Below are 20,656 nucleotides of genomic sequence, written 5' to 3'. Positions count from 1 at the left end.
CGTTCGGAGCGAGTCCACTTCGTCGTCAGGTGCGACGGCCTTCGAACCCATTGCTCCAGTGGGCGGATAACCCTCGTCGCTCACGGTGTTGAGCAGCCGATTCAAAAAATTGACAAGCATCTGAGGCCTCCATAATCGTGTGCCGATAAATTGCCTGTCTGGCCAATCACTAGTAGATCGCCGAGCATGATCGTTCCGTTAACGCGGTGCGTGATCAGTCGTGTTGGGGTCGCTATGCGGATGAACCCGTCGTAGCTCATCATGACGGGATTGGCGATTTTGTCCTTGCCCAGGCACTCCACGTGTGAACTGGTGAGCGTTCCCGGGTCCTCGCTGAGCGATACGCGCTGCTGTCGAGCAGGCCGCGATATGTCGCACCTACCGCACGCGAACGATCGCCGGCTCCGACCGGTCCGCGAGTCCTGTCGAGCCCGGGTGCTCGGTTCCGTCCTCGCCGGCGGCTACCTGCTCGGGCGCGGCACGTAGGAGATCTTCGCTGCCCACTGGCCGAATGCGCCGGAGGAGCAGCAGGTGCTGGCCGAGCCGCTGAACGCGTTGCCGAAATATGTCGCCTCGACAGGCTCGCCGAGCCACTCGGCTGGCGGAGTTCGACGCTGCTGCAAGGCGACATCGGCACGGCCGTGCGTGCACTGAAGGCGGAAGCGGGAAATGGCCTGCATATAATCGCCCAGGACTCGTCCAGACCCTGATGGGCTCGGGCCTGGTCGACGGACTCCGGATCATGATCGACCCGGTGGTGGGCGGTGGAAAGCGCCTCTTCGTGACGAGAGCGCGCGTCGGCCGCTGCGGTTGGCTGACAGCCAGGTGACCAGCACGGGCGATCATCGCGACCTACGCTGTGTAGGAGGCTGACCCCTGGCTGGCGGAGCATTCCACGATGCGGATGGTCACCGGGCAACAGTTCGCGCAGCTCGGCGACATCACGGTCGTGCTGTATCGGAACTTCGACGAGGGCTTGGCGCGCCATCCGATGTGACCACCTCCGCGTCCGGCGTTGTCTGCGGTGTCCGACGTGGTCTGCACAACAAGACGAGCAGCGCGCCCACGAAGGAGATGCCTGTGGTGAACAGGCTCGCCTGATTCCAGCCGTCCGCCAACGCGACAGCACCAGAACCCGCCGGCCGGGCGGCGAGCACCGCGACGATGGTGACGCCGACCGCAGAGCCGACGTAGCGGGCCGTGTTGTTCGCGCCACTGCCCAAACTGCCGCGTCCGGCGGGCACGCTGGCAACCGCTTCGCGGCCCAGTGCGGCGTTCACCACGCCACTGGCCATCCCGGTGAAGACGAGACTGGGGACCAAACGCTGCCAACTGGTATCGCCGGTGATACCGAACAGGCTCGACTGGCCGAGCCCGACCGCGACGAGCCCCCCGACCAATTGCATCCGTCCCGACATTCGGATCCGGCGGGCGAACAGAGCGGTGACGACGCTGGTCGCCGACCAGGCGGAGAGCAACCACGCCGCGCCGAGCGTCGAAATGCCCAGAGCCACGCTGACAAAGCCACACATGTAGGACATGAGCGCGATGATCCCGGCGCCGGTCGCGAACGCCGCGCCGGTGGCGGCCAAGAACGCCGGCTCGGTGAACAGCCGCAGGTCGAGCATGGCTATGCGACTGCGTGCTTCGACAATGACAAAGGCGGTGAGCAGCACTACGGCGGCTGCCGCCAGAATCAGCACAACCGGCCGGCCCCACCCGGACCGCCCCTCCACCAGCGCGGCGAGCAGGGCGCTCATGCCGGTCGCGAGCAGCGCGGTGCCGGCGATATCGAGGCCGCGAGCATGCTCGGCGCGGGACTCGACCAGCAGTCGTCGAGCCACGGCAGCCACGGACACGGACGCTATTGCGATCACCCAGTAGGCATCACGCCAGTCGGCCGAGCGCTCGAAGCCGGCCGCGACCAATGGGCCCAAACCGATTCCGCCACCGACGGCTGCCCCCCAAACTCCGCTGGCGGCAGCGCGCGCGGGTCCGGCGAGGAAAGCGTGCGCGATGAGGCCCAAACTGGAGGCGATCACCGCGGCACCGCCAACACCTTGCGCGATCCGGGCGATCACAAATGAAAGGGTGCTCGGCGCCAACGCGGCGGCGACCGAGGCAACCGCGAGCACGATCGCGCCGCCGACAAAGGTGCGTCGACGCCCGAAGTCATCGGCGATGGTGCCGGCCGACAACAGAACGGCGCCCAGACCGATGCTCATCGAGCTCAGGATCCAGGTACCGCCGGCGGTGTCGGCTCCGAGCGCCGCAGCCGTCGGGTTGATGGTGGCAAGCGGCGCGGTAAACGCGATCAGGGTGATCAGGGTGCCCGCCGCAGCGACGGACAGTGTCCGTGATTCCGACGTTCCCATGTGCATGACAAAGCTCCCTTGGTCTGGTGATCGAACCGTTACGATAGAGCAGCCATTAGGTTCGGTCAACAGACTAAATGTGTATGCTGATGCGCATGAGCCTCGGAGTGGACTATGCGAAGCAGGACTGCCCGCTGGCGCGCGCGCTCGAGTTGGTCGGTGAGCGTTGGACACTCTTGATCCTGCGCGACGCGTTCTATGGCGTACGCCGGTTCACCGACTTCGCCGGCCATCTGGATATCTCGAAGGCTGTTCTCACGCAACGACTTTCGTCCTTGGTTCGAGCGGGCCTGCTCACCAAGGTGCCGTGCGGAGGCCGGGACGAATACTTGCTGACCGATTCGGCGCGCATGCTCTGGCCTGCGCTCTACACGCTGTCCCAGTGGGGCGAACAGCAGACCGGGCAAGGTTCACCGCGCCGGATCTTCCTGCACGTGGATTGTGGCAGCAAGGTCGACGCGGTAGGGCACTGCGCGACCTGCCGGTATGCCCCTGGCCCGGAGGAGCTCGAAATTCATCCCGGCCCGGGCGCGGACTTCGGTGTTCGTGATGATCCCGTCTCCCGGGCGCTGCGCTATCCGCATCGCCTCTTGCAGCCACTCGATACACGCGCACAGTCCGAACGTATGCCCGAACGCTGAACGCGTCGGCAACTGAGATGGGTTAGTGGATGCGGATTTCGCGTCGCCGCGGCGAGATCCGGCGGCCGGGCGGTCGGATCCGACAGGTTGTGGCGAGCGCTTGCACGCGCGGTGGTCCTCCGCGCCACCGAATCCATAACTTGCAGTTCATGAAAATTTACAGTTTGTGCTAAATTCTCGTCATGTCCCGGTCCAAGCATGCCGAGCCCACAATCGGGTTGCGCGAACAGAAGAAGCTGCGGACCCAACTCGACCTCTGCATGGCAGCGCGGCGGCTCACGGTCGAGCGCGGGCTCGATGCCACGACCGTCGAGGACATCGCACGAGCCGTCGGCGTCTCGCAGCGCACGTTTTTCAACTACTACGAGACCAAGATGGATGCGGTGGTCGGCCCGGTCGGCGAGATCGGTACACCGGAGTTGCGGGAGCGATTCATCGCAGGCGGGCCCACCGGTGTGCTCATCGAGGACCTCACCTGGCTGTTCGCCATAGGATACGAGCCGGAAGGTGAAGTACGCGAAGGTATTTCGCTGGTCATGGAGATAATCAAGACCGAACCGCGCGTGCTCGCCGCCTTCGTAGCCTCCGGCGTCCGATTGGAGGCCACCCTGGGCGATCTCCTTGCGGCGCGGCTGGGTAGCGAGGTTTCGCCCGAATTCGTCTCACTCGCGGCGGGAGTCATGACAACCATCACCACGAGGGCGGCGATGTCCTCGGCTGGTGATCCGACCGCATCGCTGGCTGTGGCGATGCGGGAGCACTGTGCAATGGCCGCCCGGCTGTTCGAGCAGCCGACAGGCACGAAAAGGAGACGTACCGAATGACCGCGACGGCTGAATCGCCGCCCACGCCGATTGTCCTGACTCAGCGACGGATCGGTCTCATCTTCACTGCGCTGATCGCCGGCATGTTTCTGGCCAGCCTCGATCAGACCATTGTGGGCACCGCCATGCCGACCATCGTCGGCGATCTGGGTGGCATCTCCCATATGGCCTGGACCGCGACGTCTTACCTGCTGGCGACCACCATCATGATGCCGATCTATGGAAAATTCGGCGACCTGTTCGGCAGGCGCTGGCCGTTCTTGTTCGCGATCACCATCTTCACCGTCGCATCCGTCGGTGCCGCCGCGTCTACGGGTTTCTGGGAGTTCATCACCTTCCGGGGCTTGCAGGGGGTGGGTGGCGGCGGTCTGATGATCCTGGCGCAGGCCATCATTGCGGATGTGGTACCCGCGAAGGATCGTGGCAAGTACATGGCGCCGATGGGCGCTGTCTTCGGCATCACGTCGGTCGCGGGTCCGCTGCTCGGGGGCTTCTTCGCCGACCACCTCGGCTGGCGCTGGTGCTTCTGGATCAACGTGCCGGTCGGTATCGCCGCCTTGGTCGTCGCCTTCCGCTACCTCAGCATTCCGAGCCACCGCCCCAAGACCCGGCCCGATTACTTCGGGGTCGTGCTCATGTCGGCCGCGACCACACTGCTGATCCTGATCACCGACTGGGGCGGCAAGCAGTACGCCTGGGGTTCGATGGTCATCGTGACGATGATCGCCGCGCTCGTGGTGATCGTGGCCGCCTTCGTCATGGTGCAAGCCCGGGTCGAAGAGCCGATGCTGCCGCTGTGGTTGTTCCGCAATCGGACTTTCGTCCTGACCTCGGCGATCGGCTTCCTGGTCGGCCTCGTGATGTTCGCCGCGCTCGCCTTTATTCCGACGTACCTCCAAATGGCGACCGGTGCATCGGCCTCGGTCTCCGGTCTCTTGCTGATACCGATGATGGTCGGTCTGATGATCACCCTGATCGCTTCGATGACGATGATCACCAAGACAGGTCGCTACAAGGTCTATCCGCCGCTCGGTGCGGCGCTGATGTTCGCGGACATGCTGTGGCTGACGCGGCTGGGCGCCGATACCCCGATGTGGGTGGTTTCGGCGATGCTGTTCGTGATGGGCGCGGGTCTCGGTCTGATGATGCAGATCATCGTGCTCGTCGTGCAGAATGCGGTGTCGCCCGACCAGATCGGCACCGCCACCAGTGCCAACAACTACTTTCGTGAGATGGGTGGCGCGCTCGGTGTCGCTATCTTCGGTTCGATTTTCACCGACAGGTTGACCGAAGGTCTCCGCACGGTGTTCCAGACGCACGGTCGGGAGGCGATCCAGGCGAGACTCGACCCGAGTGCGCTGGTGCCGTCGGCGGTGAAGAATCTGCCCGACACCCTGCACGACGCGATTGTTGGATCGTATGTCGACGCACTGGTCCCAGGCTTCTGGTATCTGATTCCGGGCGTCGTGATCGCATTCGTACTCGCGTTGTTCATTCCGCACATGAAGCTCGCCGACGAGGCGGGCATGGTTGCCCGGGGCGAAGCGGTGATGGCGGAGAACATCCCGCACTCGGATGTCGATCCGGAACCGGAGCTGCTAGCCGAGCATTGAGGTGTAGGCGCCGAATGTGAAGTCGGCCGGGCGAATAATCGCCCGGCCCACGGTTGTGCGATGACTCGCACGTCGACTTTACGGCTGCCGCGTCGAGGGGCGCATGCCGTGTGTGGGCATGGTGTTGCTCACGCCCTGCAGTGGCCATCCTTTGGAGAATATTAGGATAGCCTGACCATAGTCGGATAGGAGTTGGCGTCCTATGCGCGGTAACGACTCGGCCGGCGACGTGCGTACACCGGATGCCTCGATGCGACCGTGCAGGGGGCCGACGCAGTCGCGCTGACGGCGCGATTCGGCGCATCGGTCGGCAATCAACGGAGGCAATGGCGTGGTGTGGGAACGTGCGTTCCAGGATCCTGCTCGGTGGCAACCGCGTGAGATCTTGCGGCGTCTGCACACTGGAGTCACTGCGACTCGCGGTCGTCGCCGTGTGGTGTGGTTCCTGGCCCTGGTCTCCGCTCTCATCATTTTTCCAGGCTGCATCGGTGCGGTAGCGACAGCGCAAAGCGATACGGTCAGAGCGGGTGGGACGAGGATCTCTGCGCTGAGCTGGATGGAGATCCGGGACTCCGCTGGAGTGCCGTTGACCGATTACCTGCTCGCCACCGGCCACGGCAGTCTGCTGAATCCGTTGGAGACAGCGGTGGCGATGGTTCTCGGCCTCGAATTCATCGGGTACATGGTCTTGGTGACCTCGGCGGTGTGGGTGATCGGTTTTGCGATGAGCTTCCGGTGGCTGGACCCGTTCGGCAACGCGTTGCAAGGTGTCGCGGATGCCCTCACCGGACAGATCGCCACCCCCGTTCTCCTGATGGTGGCGGCATCGATCGGCGCGTTCTTCGTGGCGTGGTTCGTGATGCGCGGCTATCACGCCAAGGCGGCGATGCAGGTCGTGACGATGGTGGGTGTGGGGCTGCTCGGCCCGATCGTGCTGGCGGAGCCACTGGCGGAAGTCATGTCGTCGAATGGCCTGCTGGCCACGGGCCGCGATCTGGGCATCTCGGTAGCTGCTGGATTGCATGGTCACGTACGTCCAGATCCCGATCAGTTGGTGGCCTCCATGCAGGCCGATATGGCCGACAACTTCGCACGCCACCCAGTGCAAGTATGGAACTTCGGACATGTGGTCGACCGCTCGCCCAACTGCCGGGCCGCGTGGTCGGCCGGAGTGCGCGCCGGCGACGACACCCGAGTGCTGAACGGCATGCGGACATGTGGTGACTCGGCAGCCTATGTCGAGGCGGACCATCCCGGGATGGGGCAGATCGGTTCCGGGCTGGTGCTGCTGGTCTGCGGGACTATCGTGCTGTGCTTCGGATCCTATCTGGGGTTGAAGGTCATCTGGGCAGCGCTGGATGCGATGTATCACGCCTTCATGGCGATATTCGGTGTGGCCGCAGGCGGATTCGTGTACGGGCCCACGCAGACCTTCCTGGTCCGCAATCTCGTCGACAGCTTCGTCGCGGCGGCACGCATGACGATATTCACCCTCTTCCTGGCCGTTTACACTCTGTTCCTGGGCAATTTGTTCGCACAGGCCCGCGACCAGGTCATGGTCGTGCTCGTGCTGGGCGCCATCGTGGAGGTCGTCGCCATCGTCCAACTCCGGCGGCTCAACGGCAGTCTTACCAACGGCGCCGATTGGATCACCAACCGGTTCGCCGTTGCCATCCAGGGTGCTGCGACCTCGACCCGGGAGGGCTCGGCCGGTCACGCCCTCGGCATGGGCTACGCCGGTGCGCAACATGCCATGTCCGGCCCGCACGGCGCGCATGCCGGGCTCCTCGGCGCGGTGTACGCACTCAACGCCGTCAACACCAGCCCGCTGTCCTCGTGGATGTTCATGCGGGAACACCCACTCGACCCCTATTCGAGGATGAAGAACAGGGCGCAACGGGAACTGTGGCAAGCTCAAGCCACCCCGATCGGCTCGTCCACGATCTATGGACGAGATGGGTTGTTCACACACAATTTCCGAGACAAGCAAAGCCTTGTGCACGCTGCCCGTGTCGGCGTCACCGCGGCCGAACACGCTGGGCGTGGCGGCATCGATACCGCTCGTGGTGCCGCGGCGGCTATCGAGGAGGCGATGACACAACGCGGCGCGAGCCTGTCCCAGCTGAGTTCCGCCTTACGCGGCGCGGGTTTCACCGACGACGATCTGGTGCACCGAGCGGTCCAGGCCCGCAGCCAAGTCATGCGATACAGTGCGGCCGATTCGCTGGCCGACAAGAACCTGTCCGGGGTCGTCGCCGCTGCCGCGTATGTCAACGCGACGCATACCCCCGCCGCCATCGCCGAGATCGAACGTGCGGCACTCGTCTACCGGACCCAGATGCCCAATGCGGTCACCCTCCACGGCAGCATCACTGATATCGACACCCCGCTGGGATATGTGCACGACTATATGACCGCCCCGACAAAGGCGAAGCTGAACGCTCTGCAGAAGGTCGCGGATGGGGAGGAAACGGCTCCATATAGCCGGGAGGGCGCGCTGCTCATGATGCGACGGATCGGCACCGAACACGCGCAGCGAACCGCTACCGCTGTCGACAGATTCGTCGCCGATCCGTCCGACCGGGCCCACCTGCGTGTCGTCCAAGCGCAACTGAGCGCCGCGATCGACACCGACCGCTGGGCCGCCGGCGCCAAGAGAACGCCCGCCAACATTGTCCTCTCCCCCGCTATTCGGTGACTGGCCGTTTGCGGCACCAGGGACGTGGTCGTTGCGCGCGCGAATGACTGGCCGTGCGCCAATAGGATCGTCTACCTTTTGAAGGCGAGCCGCATCCAGGTGGATCGTGCTCGAGCGCACCGCCGAACCGGCGGCTGATGTTCACCGCGCCGCAACATCGAGAGAACTCTTCGACAAGGAGCTGCACGTGCGTCTTGACGGTACGGGAATCACCACCGACTCCCCTGGCCGGTACTCCACCGCGAACGGAATGGTGATTGCCGCCCGATCGAGGAACCAGCCGACCGGTATGCGCGATGGCGAGTCCGTCGATTGCGCCGACCGCGGGCAGGTGGTGGCGTGAGCACCGATCTCGAGGGTGCGCGAGTGGTGATCACCGGCGCGGCGCGCGGCATCGGTCTGGCCACCGCGCGCGCAGCGATCGCGCGGGGGGCCCGAGTGGCACTACTCGACCGCGATGAAATCGAGTTGGGGCACGTGGTACCGGAACTCGGTGCGTCAGCTTCGGCTTTCGTCGCCGATGTCACCGATCCCGAAGGGCTGACCGCTGCGATCGCTGCGGCCGCGGCCGAGCTCGGTGGCGTCGACGTGCTTGTCGCCAATGCTGGCGTGGCGCCGAAGATGGCGACCGTCGAGGGCACGAGCCTGGCCGAGTTCGACCGCGTGATCGGCGTGAACCTGCGCGGAGTGTGGAACACGGTCCAGGCCGGTTTGCCGCACCTGGGCGTAAGCCGCGGCCGACTGGTCATGGTCGCGTCGGTGTACTCGTTTGTCAACGGTGTGCTCGGCGCGCCCTACGCGGTGAGCAAAGCCGGTGTCGAAGCGCTCGCGCGCACGCTGCGCGTCGAGTTGTCGGTGGCCGGTATCGGTATCACCACAGCGTATTTCGGCTTCGTCGATACCGACCTGGTGAACAACACCAAGGAAGCCGATCCGCTGTTCGAGAAGACCGAAGAGCTGTTCCCGCGCATGCTCACCCGGCGGATCAGCCCTGACCGGGCGGCGAAGGAAATCCTGAGGGCGGTAGCACGCAAACGCACCCGAGTCGTGGCCCCAGCTCTGTGGCGCCCCCTGGACTGGCTGCGTGGCATGGTCGGTCCGCTCGGTGACATGATTCTTGCCCGCGCAGGAAAACTACGTAACGTCCTGGTCCAGGTCCGTGCCCGCGAAATCTCGTCCCCGGACGAACACTGAACGTTCCGGACTGAATGCGTTCTGGTGACATGCTCACCTTGCGACTGTTCGCCGCATTCACTCGCCCGCCAGGTGCAGGTCGGTGTCGGATGCGACGATCAACAGAGTCAGGCTGGCGCCGTTGGTGCCGAACAGTCGCATGACATCGCGTGGCTGGTCGGGCTGGGGGCCGTGGGTGTGCACGCCGTCGTCGTCTTCGATGCGGCGTTGTTCGAGGCTGATGGTGTTCCAGGCGAATCCGATCCGGGCGAGGGTGCCCAGCCGTGGGGTGAGCGCGCTGATCAGGTCGTGCAGTTCGATGGTGAGGTTCGGTGTCCACGGCCACCAAGTGCCATCGACCGGTGCCGGTCCGGTGTCGCGGCGGCGCAGCAGCAGGCGGGGAGTGCGGGTCGGGGTGGGGAAGGGCTGCCGGTTGCGAGCGGACAGTGGCGTGTTGCCCATAGCGGCGTGATTGGTGATGGGGCGTGATCGGGGTTCCGGGTTCATCACCGTTCCTCCTGGGCTGGGTCGGCCCGGGCGGGTTGGCCGGCCGCCGCGAGCGCGGACTGTGCCAGGGCCGGGTCGGTGCCGGAGGGGATGGCTTGTGCCACGATCACGGTGCCGTGGGTCCCGCAGATGTACATGGTGCCGAATAGCTCGAACGGATACCGGTCCAGTCGTATGGCAGGGTCGGTCACGAGGTGGTGGCGATCGGTCGGTGACCAGGCGCGCGGGTCGTACACGATGCGCCATATCGGGCCTGTACGTGGATGGAGCGCGGTGATCAGTTCGGGGAGCTCGATCGTGAGGTTGCTCGATCGTGGCCACCAGGTCGCATCGATGTAACCGCTGGCGTCGGAGTCCGGGCGCAGACGTAATCGTGGGGTGTCAGTGGGGGTGCGGTCAAACGGTGCCGAAGGCACGTTCACCGATTGTGGCGTCATCGGACGCTCCTGCCACGGCCTCTGGGAAGGCCGGATATCGAATCCGGGGACGGCGCGACCTCTACTGGTCAGAGCACGTGATGCCGCCGAATACTTCGAGCCTACACGCCGGTGCGCACCGCGCGCGGCGGCGCAAGCGGCAGCAGACCATTTCATCGCCTGGACGGCACGCACCAGTGCGCGACAGCGCGCGGAGTGCGGCCGCCTCCGTCGACGTGGCGGATTGCTGAGAGCTGCCGCCGAGGTTACATTCGCACTTCCTGGCAGCTTCACGCTTCCGGGGCCGTGTCGAGACGGCCTGTGCCGAGATGCTTCCGTACCTGTGCGGGATGCCGCAACAATCGGCACCCAGTGCGCTGAAGTCGCGCGTCTCCTGGCATTTGCTCCACGATGATCTGAATCGCCTTACCGACTCATGCATGATGCAGTACTCGCACCGAAATTCGTGGTTGAGCTGTATCAGAGGTATCGCTGCGTCAAGGGAATTGACGGATGCCAGTGGATAACCAGTGTCGCATGCTGTCGATTGCCACTTAGAGTTCCAGTCCATGGTGCAGCCGACTCCCTGGCAATTGACCGCGACGTCACGCCCACCGCTGATCAAGAACGCCGGCCGCCCCGAAAGCGCCTCTCCCCTACGGCGTATCGACATCCGGGTGTTCCGGGCCGCAGGGCGGGACGACTGGGGGTATCTGGCTGCCGCGGTGGGCAGCGCTATCACGTTCGTGCTGTTGTTCCAGCCGTGGCTTGCGGCTACCGGTCCCGACGGCAAGATCAGCACCAATGCCTTCGGCCGCGTCACCATCACCACGACCATGGCGGGCCTGTGGTCGGGGTCGCCACCGCCCAGCGCGAAGGTCGATGGATTGTGGGGCATCCTCGCCGGGGTCGCCGTCTTCATCACCGTGGCCACGGTGGTGCTGAATCTCCGGGTCCGCGTCGAGACGCTGTCCAGGCTGACGGCGGGTTCCACGGTCGCCGTATCGGTTTTCGTCGTCGTCGCCCTGATCTATTTCAACGGCAAAGGGAGCGACCTACGGGCGATGGTCGGCGCCGGATCACCGCGGGACATGGGCACCCAGATCGGCCTGCTCATCCGTACCGCCGCAGGCAACGGTCAGTACCCAGTTCCAGGGCTGCGCAGCATGTCTTACTCGAGCCCGAGCCTCACGACATCGGGTGTCATAGCAGGCACGACATCGCTGGCATCGGCGGTGGCCGCGGTCGCCCAACTCCTGTATGGACGCCGCACCGGGCCGGGAGGCTCGCGCACGCCTGACATGTTCCGACGCTGGGCGATTCCGCCCGCCGCGCGATCGGGCACCGACTGAGGTCTGCCGCGCGAGGACCCTGGCCTAGGGTCGGCTGGGAATTGTCCTCAGCTCGGTATGGATTCGGAGAGGTCGCCGGTCCGGATACGGTAGACCTGCAGCCTCAGCCCGTAGTACTTGGTGGTCTCGCCGACCCACTGCATGCCGAGACGTTGCGCTGTGCCGATGGCGCGCACGTTGTTCGGCCGCGCAACCGCGAACAGTTCGTCGACATCCTGGGCCAATGCCCAGGCGATCAGGGCCCGTGCCGCCTCGGTGGCATAGCCACGTGCCCACGCACCAGGGTTGAGGTGCCAGCTGAGTTCGAGGTCATCCGCGGGTGGCAACAAACGGATACTCACACCACCGATGACCGCTCGATCGTCGGTGCGCTCTACGGCCCACCGGCCCTGCGGCGGCATGAGGTCCGGCTGGGCCTGTTGCCAAGCCTGCAGCGTCGTACGCATCGCTTCGATGGTGCTCACCTGCTCCATCACGGGGGTCAGCCATCGGGCAACCTCAGGGGAACCGTAGATCGCGAAAGCCGATGCGGCATCCTCGGCCGTCCAACCCCGGATGGTCAATCTGTCGGTGGTCAGCACGGTCGTCGTCATGACCCGATCCTCTGCACCGGTCGAATGGATGCGTCGTCGAAAACAATCCGACGAGTCCATTCCGTGCGCGTCGGTCGTGAGTGAACCACACCAGCATCCATCGCGCTTATCCGGACGTGGGGGTGGGCCGGCTGAACAGTTGGCGGTGACCGGCGACATACTGCTCGACCGATCGCGGAGGCTGACCGGTGAGTTTCTCGACGTCACTGGTGAGCCGGTTGTAGCGGTCGTTGCGGTGCAACTTCGCCATGGTGAGCAGGTGTTGCACAGTGTGCGGGGAAATGCCCGGCACCGCGCCTATCTGCTGTGTAAAGGCGTCGTAGGGCATATCGATACCCGACACCGGGTGTCCCAGCGCCCGGGTGTATTGCTCGGCCAAACCTTCAATGTCCAGAACGGCAGGCCCGGTCAACTCGTACACGTGACCGACGCGCTCGGTCGGATCGCGGAGAACAGCAGCGACCACACGTGCTACATCAGTGGCGGCGATCGGTGAGGTCCGGCCGGTGCCGAACGGCAACGACAGAACTCCTTGTTCAGCGACCGATCGACTGGCGACGATGGTGAACAGCGGATTGTCCAGGAAAACGGTGGGTCTGACGTGAACGACGGGGACGCCCGACCAATTCATGATGTGCTCGGCCAGCCAGTGCAGCCGCTGATGCTGCGATTCGTCGGTGCTCGTCGACGTCATCTGCGAGACCGTCATCTGCGACATATTCACCAGCGCTTCGAGATCGCCGCGCTCATCGGCGATCGTGCACACCACCGCCGCGGCCTCCAGATAGTCGGCCGACACAGCCATGTTGAAGAATGCGCGGTGCACGTCACGAAAAGCCGCGGCGACATCGGCCGGCACGGTGAGATCGCCGACTACGATCTCGGCCCCGAGTTCTCGTAGCGCATCGGCCCGGCCGTCGTCATGATGCACCATCGCACGCACCGGCTCGCCGCCGGTGAGCAGCAATTCGGCCACCAACCGGCTGACGCTGCTGGCGCCGCCGCCCACACCAGTGACAAGATACGGCGCTGGATCACTCATGCCCGAATTCTCCTTGCCGCGAAATGGTTTCGGGTTGCTCCTGGTTGTGCTGCTCAGGTCGGATGATTCGACACGTAGGCAATCCATGGCCCGAGTTATCGGGCTGTGTGGTTCCCGTACCGCGTGCCATATGGTGGAGCTGTCATGAAAAGCAATACTGCGGCAGTTGTTCGATCGCAGAAAGATGATTGCTCGATCGCAGAAAGATTGTTCGATCGCAGAATGATCAAGTCTGCGAATTGAGAGTTTACACGCGTGCAGGCATTCAGGACTACGTGGCGTGATGCCCGGCGATCCCCGCCATCGGATATCGCCGATAGCGGGCCTGGTCGGACTCCTGGCCGCACTGTGAAAACGCGGGTCCGGCGAGAGGACGGCCGGGCTATCGGGTTGGTAGACCGGTAGCGCGGGCCACCGTCGTGATCAGGTTGTCCCCGACTGCGTGGGGGTCTCCGGCGCCGTGGGATGCGTGCGGCGGAAGTGAGCAGTAAGAACAAGTCCGATGGCATGGAGTGCGTCGGGGTCGGTCATCCGTTCGTGCCGACCAGGTATGTGGTGATCGGTGATACGGCCGGTGATGTAGTCGTTCCAGGCGCGAGCTGGGGAGGGCCCGTTCCCGGTGCGGCCGGCGTCCGCGCTGAAGTAGATGAGGTCACCGTCGAAGAGTCCGAGCCGGTGGTGCAGGGTGAGTTCGACCAGTCGGGTGTAGTCACGGTGCAGGATCTCGAGATGCTCAGCGGTCACCGCGGTGAAGAGTCCGCCCTCCCGACGGAGCAGGTCGGCCGCGTCCTCCACGGGGAGATCGGCAGGGTCCTGTGGCATTGCGAGGCCGCCGAATTCGGCGAGCATCTGGCCGATGCTCGGTGTGGGAGCACGCACGCTGGTAGTCACGACACGGGTGTCCATCATGGCCAGAGTCGCGACGGAGTCGCCGTCGCGGCGAAGGCGGACGGCGATCGCGTGAGCGATGGTGCCGCCGAGCGAGTAACCGAGCAAGTGGTACGGGCCGTGTGGCTGGACGGACCGGATCTCCTGAACATAGCGGTCGGCAAGTTGGTCGAGCGTGTCGAACCGCGCGGTGGGTTCGGTCATGCCAGGGGATTGCAGCCCGTATACCGGGCGGTCGGGCTCGAGGTGCGGCAGCAGACCGCCGAAACCCCACGCCAATCCAATGGCGGGGTGGACGCAGAACAGCGGTTGCCCGGACCCGGTGGCGCGCAGCGGAAGCAGAACCGACAGTGCGTCGTCAGCGTCCTGTTGGTCGAGACCACGCAGACGGGTGTCGATCCGTCGAGCCAGTGCTTGCGGTGTCGGGCCGGTGAAGATCCATTGCACCGGCACGCTGGCACCGGTCGACTCCTGCAACCGCGCCACGAGTTGCGCGGCGGCCAGCGAGTTGCCGCCGAGGGAGAAGAACTCGTCGTCGACGCCGACGCGTTCGATATCGAGGGTCCGGGTGAAGGCTGCGCAGACGGTGGCCTCGAGTGGAGTGGACGGCGCCCGGAACGGGGAGCGTCGCCGGTTGGGGACGGGCAGGGCGTTGCGGTCGATCTTGCCGGTGGGGGTGAGAGGTATGCGGTCCAGGGTGAGGATGGTGGTGGGGATCATATGGGCGGGTAGCCGGGTCGCGAGGTAGGTGGTCAGTGCGCTGGTGTCGGGTGAACTGTCCGGCACGGATACGACGTAGCCGACGAGTTGGTCGGCGCCGTTGGGTGGGGTGTGGACTGTGACAGCAGCATCGGCGATGTCGGGGTGACTGCGTAGCGTGCTCTCGATTTCGCCGGGTTCGATGCGTTGACCGTGGATTTTTATTTGTTGATCGCTGCGGCCGTTGTATCGCAGTGTTCGGTCGGCGACCCAGGTGACCAGATCGCCGGTGCGGTACATGAGTGTTCCGGCAGACCCGTAGGGATCGGGGACGAAGTGGGCCGCCGTTGTTGCCGGTTGCTTGTGATAGCAGCGGGCCAAGCCTGGTCCGGACACGTACAGTTCGCCGGCGACTCCTGGCGGGACCGGGCGTAGCCCGTGGTCGAGTACTACGACAGTGAATCCGCGTAACGGACCGCCGATCGGCATCGGATTGTCCGTGGTCGTTCGCAACGGAACGTTGGCACAACTCATGATCGTGGTTTCGGAAGCCCCGTAGGTGTTGATGACCGTGCGGCCCGGGGTCCATCGATGTGCCAGCTCCGGCGGGCATATTTCGCCACCGAGTATCAGGGTGTCGAGGGTGTCGACTTCGTCGGGGCGCATCGAAGCCAGCACCGATGGCGTGAGTGCGGCATGGCTGACATGTTCGGCGTTGATCAACTGGGCGAGTTCGGCGCCGCCGATTACCGATGCGGGGGCGAGGACCAGAGTGGCTCCCGTGGCGATCGCGCTGATCAATTCGAGGATCGAGACATCGAAGCTCGGCGACGCGGCGGCCAGCATTCGAGAAGTCGAAGTCAGGCCGAACCGTTCCCGTGTTTCGGCGGCGAGGTTCGCCAGCCCGGCGTGGGTGACCATGACCCCTTTAGGGGTCCCGGTGGAGCCCGAGGTGTAGATCAAGTAGGCCGGGTGTTGTGGCTCGAGTGGGACCATGCGCTCGGAGTCGGTGATCGCCGCGGGGTCTGCTGTCGCCGACGTCGCGGTGAAGGACAGGCTGTTGAGGTCCGTCCAACTGATCGCGTCCGGTAATCGGTTTCGATAGGTCTGGTGTGTCAGCCCGACCGACGCACCGGAATCGGTGAGGATGCTTGTGATCCGGTCGTGGGGGTGAGTGGGATCAACCTGCACGAAGGCACCGCCGGCTTTGGCGACAGCCCACACCGCGATCACGGCGTCGACAGAGCGTGGTAACGCAACGGCTACCAAGTGTTCCGGCCCTATCCCGGCGTCGATCAACACCCGTGCCCACCGGTTCGAGATTTCATCGAGTTCGCGGTAGGACAGTCGTTCGCCGTTACACACCACTGCTTCGGTGTCCGGCATCGTCGCGGTTGTCAACATGTGCGGCAACACCGACGCCACCTCGCCCGGCCCGCCGCGAACGGGCACCAGCGTTGCTCGTTCGACCGACGACAGCAGTTGCAGTCGGGCGAGCGGAAGGTCGATGTCGGTGGTGATGCTGTCGAGTACTCGAGCCACTCGGTCGGCGATAGCGTCGATTCGGTGTTGCGCGAATAGTTCGGGCAGGTATTTGAAGGTCAGGCGTAGCTGGGTGTCGTGCTCGATGATCAGGCCGAGCGGGTAGTGCGCGGCGTCCCGTCCGTGTACATCGAGAACGTGCATTCCGGCGATGTCGGTGTCCTTGGACAGCCCGGCCCGGTCGACCGGGTAGGACTCGAAGACCGTCATGGTGTCGAACATCGCGCCGGGACCAGCCACGCGCTGGATCTGGGTGAGTCCGAGGTGATGGTGATCGAGCAGCGCGGCCTGGTCGGCTTGGATGCGCTGTAGTAGTTGGGCGAGGCTTTCGCGGTGATCGAGCCGGACCCGCACAGGAACGGTGTTGACGAACAGCCCGATCATCGATTCGATCCCGGGGATCTGCGGCGGGCGTCCCGAGACCGTGGTACCGAAGACCACGTCGTCGCGCGCGGTTTCGGTGGCCAGCACAATCGCCCACACGGCTTGGATGAGGGTGTTGAGGGTGATCTCTTGCTGATGCGCCACCGTGACCAGTGCCGCGGTGTGGTGTTCGCTGAGCGGCACCTGTACCTCACGCGCGGCCGTGCGGTGTTGGCGGCCGCGATCCGCGGGTGCCAACAGCGTCGGCTCGTCGACGCCCTCGAGTGCTCGCGCCCAGGCGATTTCGGCCGCGTCCTGGTCCTGGGCATTCAGCCACATCAGATAGTCACGATAGGGGCGCACTCGGGTCAGCGCCGCGGGGTCGCTGTCGCTGGCGTAAAGGGTCAGTAGTTCCCGGACGAGCAGTGGTGTGGACCAGCCGTCGATCAGGATGTGATGCATGCTCAACAGCAGCCGGTACTGCTGGGGTCCGGTGCTGATCAGTGTCAGTCGAAGCAGTGGTGCGGCGGTCACATCGAAGCGGATGCGGCGGTCGGTGTCCATGAGTTGTTCGACCATGGCCGTCGTGTCGTCGTGCTCGGTGACGTCGATCTGGGTGAACGGAACGTCGACCTGCTGATGCACCACCTGGACCGGTCTGCCGGCGTTGTCGCGAACGAACGCGGTCCGCAGGTTCGGATGCCGGCCGAGCATAGTCTGCGCGGCGCGGCGCAGCCGGTCTGCGTCGACGTGCCCGCCGAGTTCCGCACAGAGTTGCACGATGTAGGCGTCGAGGGACTCGTCGGCGAGCTGGGCATGGAACAGCAATCCCGTCTGCAGCGGCGTGAGGGGCCAGATGTCGTCCAGGGTCGGGTGCCGGGCCTCGAGTTGATCGATCGCGTCCTGGTCGAGGTCGACAAGGTTGACGTCGGACGGAGTCAGCCCGCCGATGCCGGGCTCGGACGCGTGGTCGGCCAGCGCGGTCACCGCGTCCAGCCACAGTCCCGCCAGGTCGGTGACCTCGGCAGAGGTGAGCAACTCGCTGGGATAGTCCCAGGTGGCGGTAAGGACAGGCCCGTCCGATGTTTCCATGGTGACCGCGTTGACGCCCAGTACGGCTGCTAGGGCGGCGTCGGGATTCTGGACGCCGCCGCCATCGGTGTCGTCGCCTGCGGGCATCCACCCGCTATCGCGCACGTTTGCCGGAATGGTGTCGAATCGACCGAGATAGTTGAAGCTCACCTGAGGGGTGGGCAGCGCACCCAAGACACGGGCGGTATCGGCGTTGAGGTAGCGCAGCAGCCCATAGCCGACCCCGTGGCCGGGGACCTGTCGGAGTTGTTCCTTGACCGATTTGACGACCGCTCCGGCGGCGGACCCGGCCGCGAACGCGTCGTCGACATCGATATCGGAAAGGTCGAGCCGCACCGGGTAGGTGGTGGTGAACCATCCGACGGTGCGAGTGAGGTCGGCGCCGGGCAGTACCGTGTCGTGGCGGCCGTGGCTTTCGAAAGTGAGCAGTGTGTCGGTGACCGCACATCCGTGCCGTTGACGCCAGCGAGTCAGCGCCAGCGCGAGTCCCGCGATCAGGGCGTCATCCACGTTGCCGTGGAAGGCCGCCGGCAAGGTAGTGAGTACAGCGCGGGTCACCGCGGTCGGTAGCGCCACCTCGACAGTCGCGACCGTTGCCTGGACGTCCACGGCGGGGTCGAGATCGCGTGCACCGATCGGCGGATCGGCGGCGGCGAGCGTAGATTGCCACCAGTCGAGTTCATCGACGTTCTCGGCGGCGGTGTTCAGCCCATGCGCCCAGCGTCGCATCGAGGTACCGACCGGCGCGAGTTGCGGTGTTTGGCCGCTACTGATCTGGGCCCACGCGATAGCGAGGTCGGGAATGAGGATCCGCCACGACACGCCGTCGATGACCAGATGGTGTGCGACGACGAGTAGCCGTCCCGGCTGTCCGGTCCAGTCGAACCAGACCAGCTGCAGCATTACTCCCGTCGCGGGGTCCAGGCGTTCGGCTGCCGCGTTCGCCTCGGCCGCGGCGAGTTCGGCAAATGCCGCGGTGCCGGGCGCCGCGTCCACCGACACGTGACGGATCAGTGCGGCGGCGGATACCGCGATCGGCTGCACCTGCACTGCCCAACCGGAGGTGTGTGTCGGATCCTGCTCCAGCCGGGCCCGCAACATGTCGTGATGGTCGATCACCGCTTGGACAGTGGCGGCGATTCCGGTGCTATCGATGTCGGCAGGCAAAGTGAGCATGGTCCACTGGCAGAACCGATCGAATCCGCCGCCGCGTTCGAACATCCACGCCACGATCGGTGTCATCGGTATCGGCCCGACGCCTCCGCCGGGCAGTTCCTCCGGAAGGGGTGTAGCGGCGGTGCTGTCGCGGACAGCGATCTGGGCGAGATCGGCGACGGTTCTACGTTCGAACACCTCGCGCGCGGAGAACACCAGCCCCGCCGCCCTGGCCCGGGTCACCAGTTGGATCGACATGATGCTGTCACCGCCGAGCGCGAAGAACGAATCCTCCACCCCGACCTCGTCGAGTCCCAGCACTTCCGCGAACAGTTTCGCGAGCTCGGTCTCCACGTCGCCGACCGGTGCCCGGAATTCGGTTCGGGTCGTGGTGAAGTCCGGCTCCGGCAGAGCGGCACGGTCGAGTTTGCCATTCGCCGTCATCGGCAACGTGTCGAGTACCATCACCGTCGCGGGAACCATATGCGGGGCCAACCGCTCCGCGGCGTCGGCGAGAACACCAGCCGTGTCGAGGTCGGCGCCGGGCACAGGCACCACATATCCGATCAACCGGTCGCTGGTGGTGCGGCCCCGTCGAACGGTCGCCGCCGCACGAGCGACGCCTGCGCAGGCCAGCAGAGCCGATTCGATCTCGCCGAGTTCGATGCGGAAACCACGAACCTTGACCTGGAAGTCGGCCCGGCCGACATAGTCGAGCGTCAATCCCCCGTGGGGTAGCCGCAGCCAGCGCACCAAGTCCCCGCTCCGATACATGCGTTGTCCGGGACCCGCGAACGGGTCGGCGACGAACCTCGACGCTGTCAAACCCATCCGATTGCGGTAACCACGAGCCAGACCGGGACCTGCCAGATACAACTCCCCCACCACTCCGACCGGCACCGGCTGCAGCCGCGCGTCCAGCACGACCTGCCCGACCCCGCGAATCGGTCGGCCGATCGTCACCGCCTCCCCCGCCACCATCGGCGCACTGACATCGGTCTGGATCGTGGCCTCTGCCGGACCGTAGGTGTTGAACAATCTCCGGCCCGGCGCCCATCGCGATACCAGTTCCGGCGCGGGCGCCTCGCCACCGACCACGACGGTCCTGAGGTCGTCGAGCCCGGTCGGATCGACCGTCCCCAACGCCGCAGGCGTCAGTGCGGCATGGGTTACTCTCTCCCGCAACAAGATCTGCGCCAGTTCGGCCCCGCCGTAGATGGTCGGCGGCGCGATCACCAGCCGCCCACCCGAAGTGAGCGCCCACAGATGCTCCAGGACAGCCGCGTCGAAACTCGGAGATGCGGCATTCAACACCCGTGCGCCTGGCTCGACGTCGAAGCGCGAGCATTGTTCGGCCATCAGATTCGCCAACCCTCGGTGTGACACCACCACACCTTTCGGCACACCCGTCGAGCCGGATGTGTAGATCACATAGGCCGCATGGTCGACCCGCACCGGCCGGGTTCGCTCGGCGTCGGTCACCGACGTGGGGGGCAACGTCGCTACCTCTGCCTCGACTTCCGGCTTGTCGAGGACCAGCCACTGCACCGAGCCCGGTAGTCGATCTCGCCACTGCGACAGAGTGATTCCGACCTCCGCTCCTGAGTCGGTGAGCATGTGTTCGATTCGGCCGGTGGGATAGTTGGGGTCGATTGGTACGAATGCGGCGCCTGTTTTGGCGAT

The 20,656-nt window shown here is 65.1% G+C and carries 14 protein-coding genes; 7 read left to right on the top strand and 7 right to left on the bottom strand.

Annotated elements, in window-relative coordinates; genetic code table 11:
- Positions 1-461: 461 nt before the first annotated feature.
- Together AB0B25_RS15460 and AB0B25_RS15455 are read right to left on the bottom strand one after the other, a co-directional pair.
- The gene (locus AB0B25_RS15460) at positions 462-680 is read right to left on the bottom strand and encodes a hypothetical protein (protein WP_357179064.1); all 219 of its coding nucleotides are present in this window, start codon (positions 678-680) and stop codon (positions 462-464) included.
- 261 nt (positions 681-941) lie between these two features.
- The gene (locus AB0B25_RS15455) at positions 942-2,381 is read right to left on the bottom strand and encodes an MFS transporter (protein WP_357179062.1); all 1,440 of its coding nucleotides are present in this window, start codon (positions 2,379-2,381) and stop codon (positions 942-944) included.
- 89 nt (positions 2,382-2,470) lie between these two features.
- On the opposite strand from AB0B25_RS15455, the gene AB0B25_RS15450 reads away from it, so the two are divergent.
- From AB0B25_RS15450 to AB0B25_RS15425, 6 genes are all read left to right on the top strand, one after another.
- Positions 2,471-3,016, top strand: coding sequence for a helix-turn-helix domain-containing protein (locus tag AB0B25_RS15450; protein ID WP_357179059.1), 546 nt, complete (start codon positions 2,471-2,473; stop codon positions 3,014-3,016).
- A 182-nt stretch (positions 3,017-3,198) separates the two neighbouring features.
- Positions 3,199-3,840 (top strand): helix-turn-helix domain-containing protein, encoded by a 642-nt coding sequence (locus AB0B25_RS15445; protein WP_357179056.1) that lies wholly within the window; start codon positions 3,199-3,201, stop codon positions 3,838-3,840.
- Positions 3,837-5,453: an MDR family MFS transporter gene (locus AB0B25_RS15440; protein ID WP_357179054.1), complete on the top strand. Its 1,617-nt coding sequence runs from the start codon at positions 3,837-3,839 to the stop codon at positions 5,451-5,453. The genes AB0B25_RS15445 and AB0B25_RS15440 overlap by 4 nt, the downstream gene beginning before the upstream one ends.
- Before the next feature lie 556 nt (positions 5,454-6,009).
- The gene (locus AB0B25_RS15435; protein ID WP_357179051.1) at positions 6,010-8,151 is read left to right on the top strand and encodes a hypothetical protein; all 2,142 of its coding nucleotides are present in this window, start codon (positions 6,010-6,012) and stop codon (positions 8,149-8,151) included.
- Between the two features lie 187 nt (positions 8,152-8,338).
- Positions 8,339-8,494: a hypothetical protein gene (locus tag AB0B25_RS15430; RefSeq protein ID WP_357179048.1), complete on the top strand. Its 156-nt coding sequence runs from the start codon at positions 8,339-8,341 to the stop codon at positions 8,492-8,494.
- Complete coding sequence (locus AB0B25_RS15425; protein WP_357179045.1) at positions 8,491-9,345, top strand: SDR family NAD(P)-dependent oxidoreductase; 855 nt, start codon at positions 8,491-8,493, stop codon at positions 9,343-9,345. The genes AB0B25_RS15430 and AB0B25_RS15425 overlap by 4 nt, the downstream gene beginning before the upstream one ends.
- 57 nt (positions 9,346-9,402) lie before the next feature.
- Here the strand turns inward: AB0B25_RS15425 and AB0B25_RS15420 are convergent, their stop codons facing one another.
- Positions 9,403-9,831: a DUF5994 family protein gene (locus AB0B25_RS15420; RefSeq protein ID WP_357179043.1), complete on the bottom strand. Its 429-nt coding sequence runs from the start codon at positions 9,829-9,831 to the stop codon at positions 9,403-9,405.
- Positions 9,831-10,268 (bottom strand): DUF5994 family protein, encoded by a 438-nt coding sequence (locus AB0B25_RS15415; RefSeq protein WP_357179039.1) that lies wholly within the window; start codon positions 10,266-10,268, stop codon positions 9,831-9,833. Before AB0B25_RS15415 ends, AB0B25_RS15420 begins: the two co-directional genes overlap by 1 nt.
- Positions 10,269-10,816: 548 nt before the next feature.
- Between AB0B25_RS15415 and AB0B25_RS15410 the strand changes: the two genes are divergently transcribed.
- Complete coding sequence (locus tag AB0B25_RS15410) at positions 10,817-11,599, top strand: hypothetical protein (protein WP_357179036.1); 783 nt, start codon at positions 10,817-10,819, stop codon at positions 11,597-11,599.
- Positions 11,600-11,646: 47 nt separating this feature from the next.
- On the opposite strand, the gene AB0B25_RS15405 is transcribed toward AB0B25_RS15410, so the two are convergent.
- From AB0B25_RS15405 to AB0B25_RS15395, 3 genes are all read right to left on the bottom strand, one after another.
- On the bottom strand, positions 11,647-12,192 hold the full coding sequence (locus AB0B25_RS15405) for a GNAT family N-acetyltransferase (RefSeq protein WP_357179033.1): 546 nt from the start codon (positions 12,190-12,192) through the stop codon (positions 11,647-11,649).
- Positions 12,193-12,298: 106 nt separating this feature from the next.
- Entirely contained in the window at positions 12,299-13,234 is a 936-nt protein-coding gene (locus AB0B25_RS15400; RefSeq protein WP_357179030.1) for an NAD(P)H-binding protein, read from the bottom strand.
- Between the two features lie 423 nt (positions 13,235-13,657).
- Entirely contained in the window at positions 13,658-20,656 is a 6,999-nt protein-coding gene (locus AB0B25_RS15395; RefSeq protein WP_357179027.1) for an amino acid adenylation domain-containing protein, read from the bottom strand.

Origin of the sequence: Nocardia sp. NPDC049190 (assembly GCF_040648115.1) — a bacterium.
Lineage (GTDB): Bacteria > Actinomycetota > Actinomycetes > Mycobacteriales > Mycobacteriaceae > Nocardia.
The sequence above is the reverse complement of the archived record's forward strand: the minus strand, read 5'-3'. Positions and strand labels throughout refer to the sequence as shown.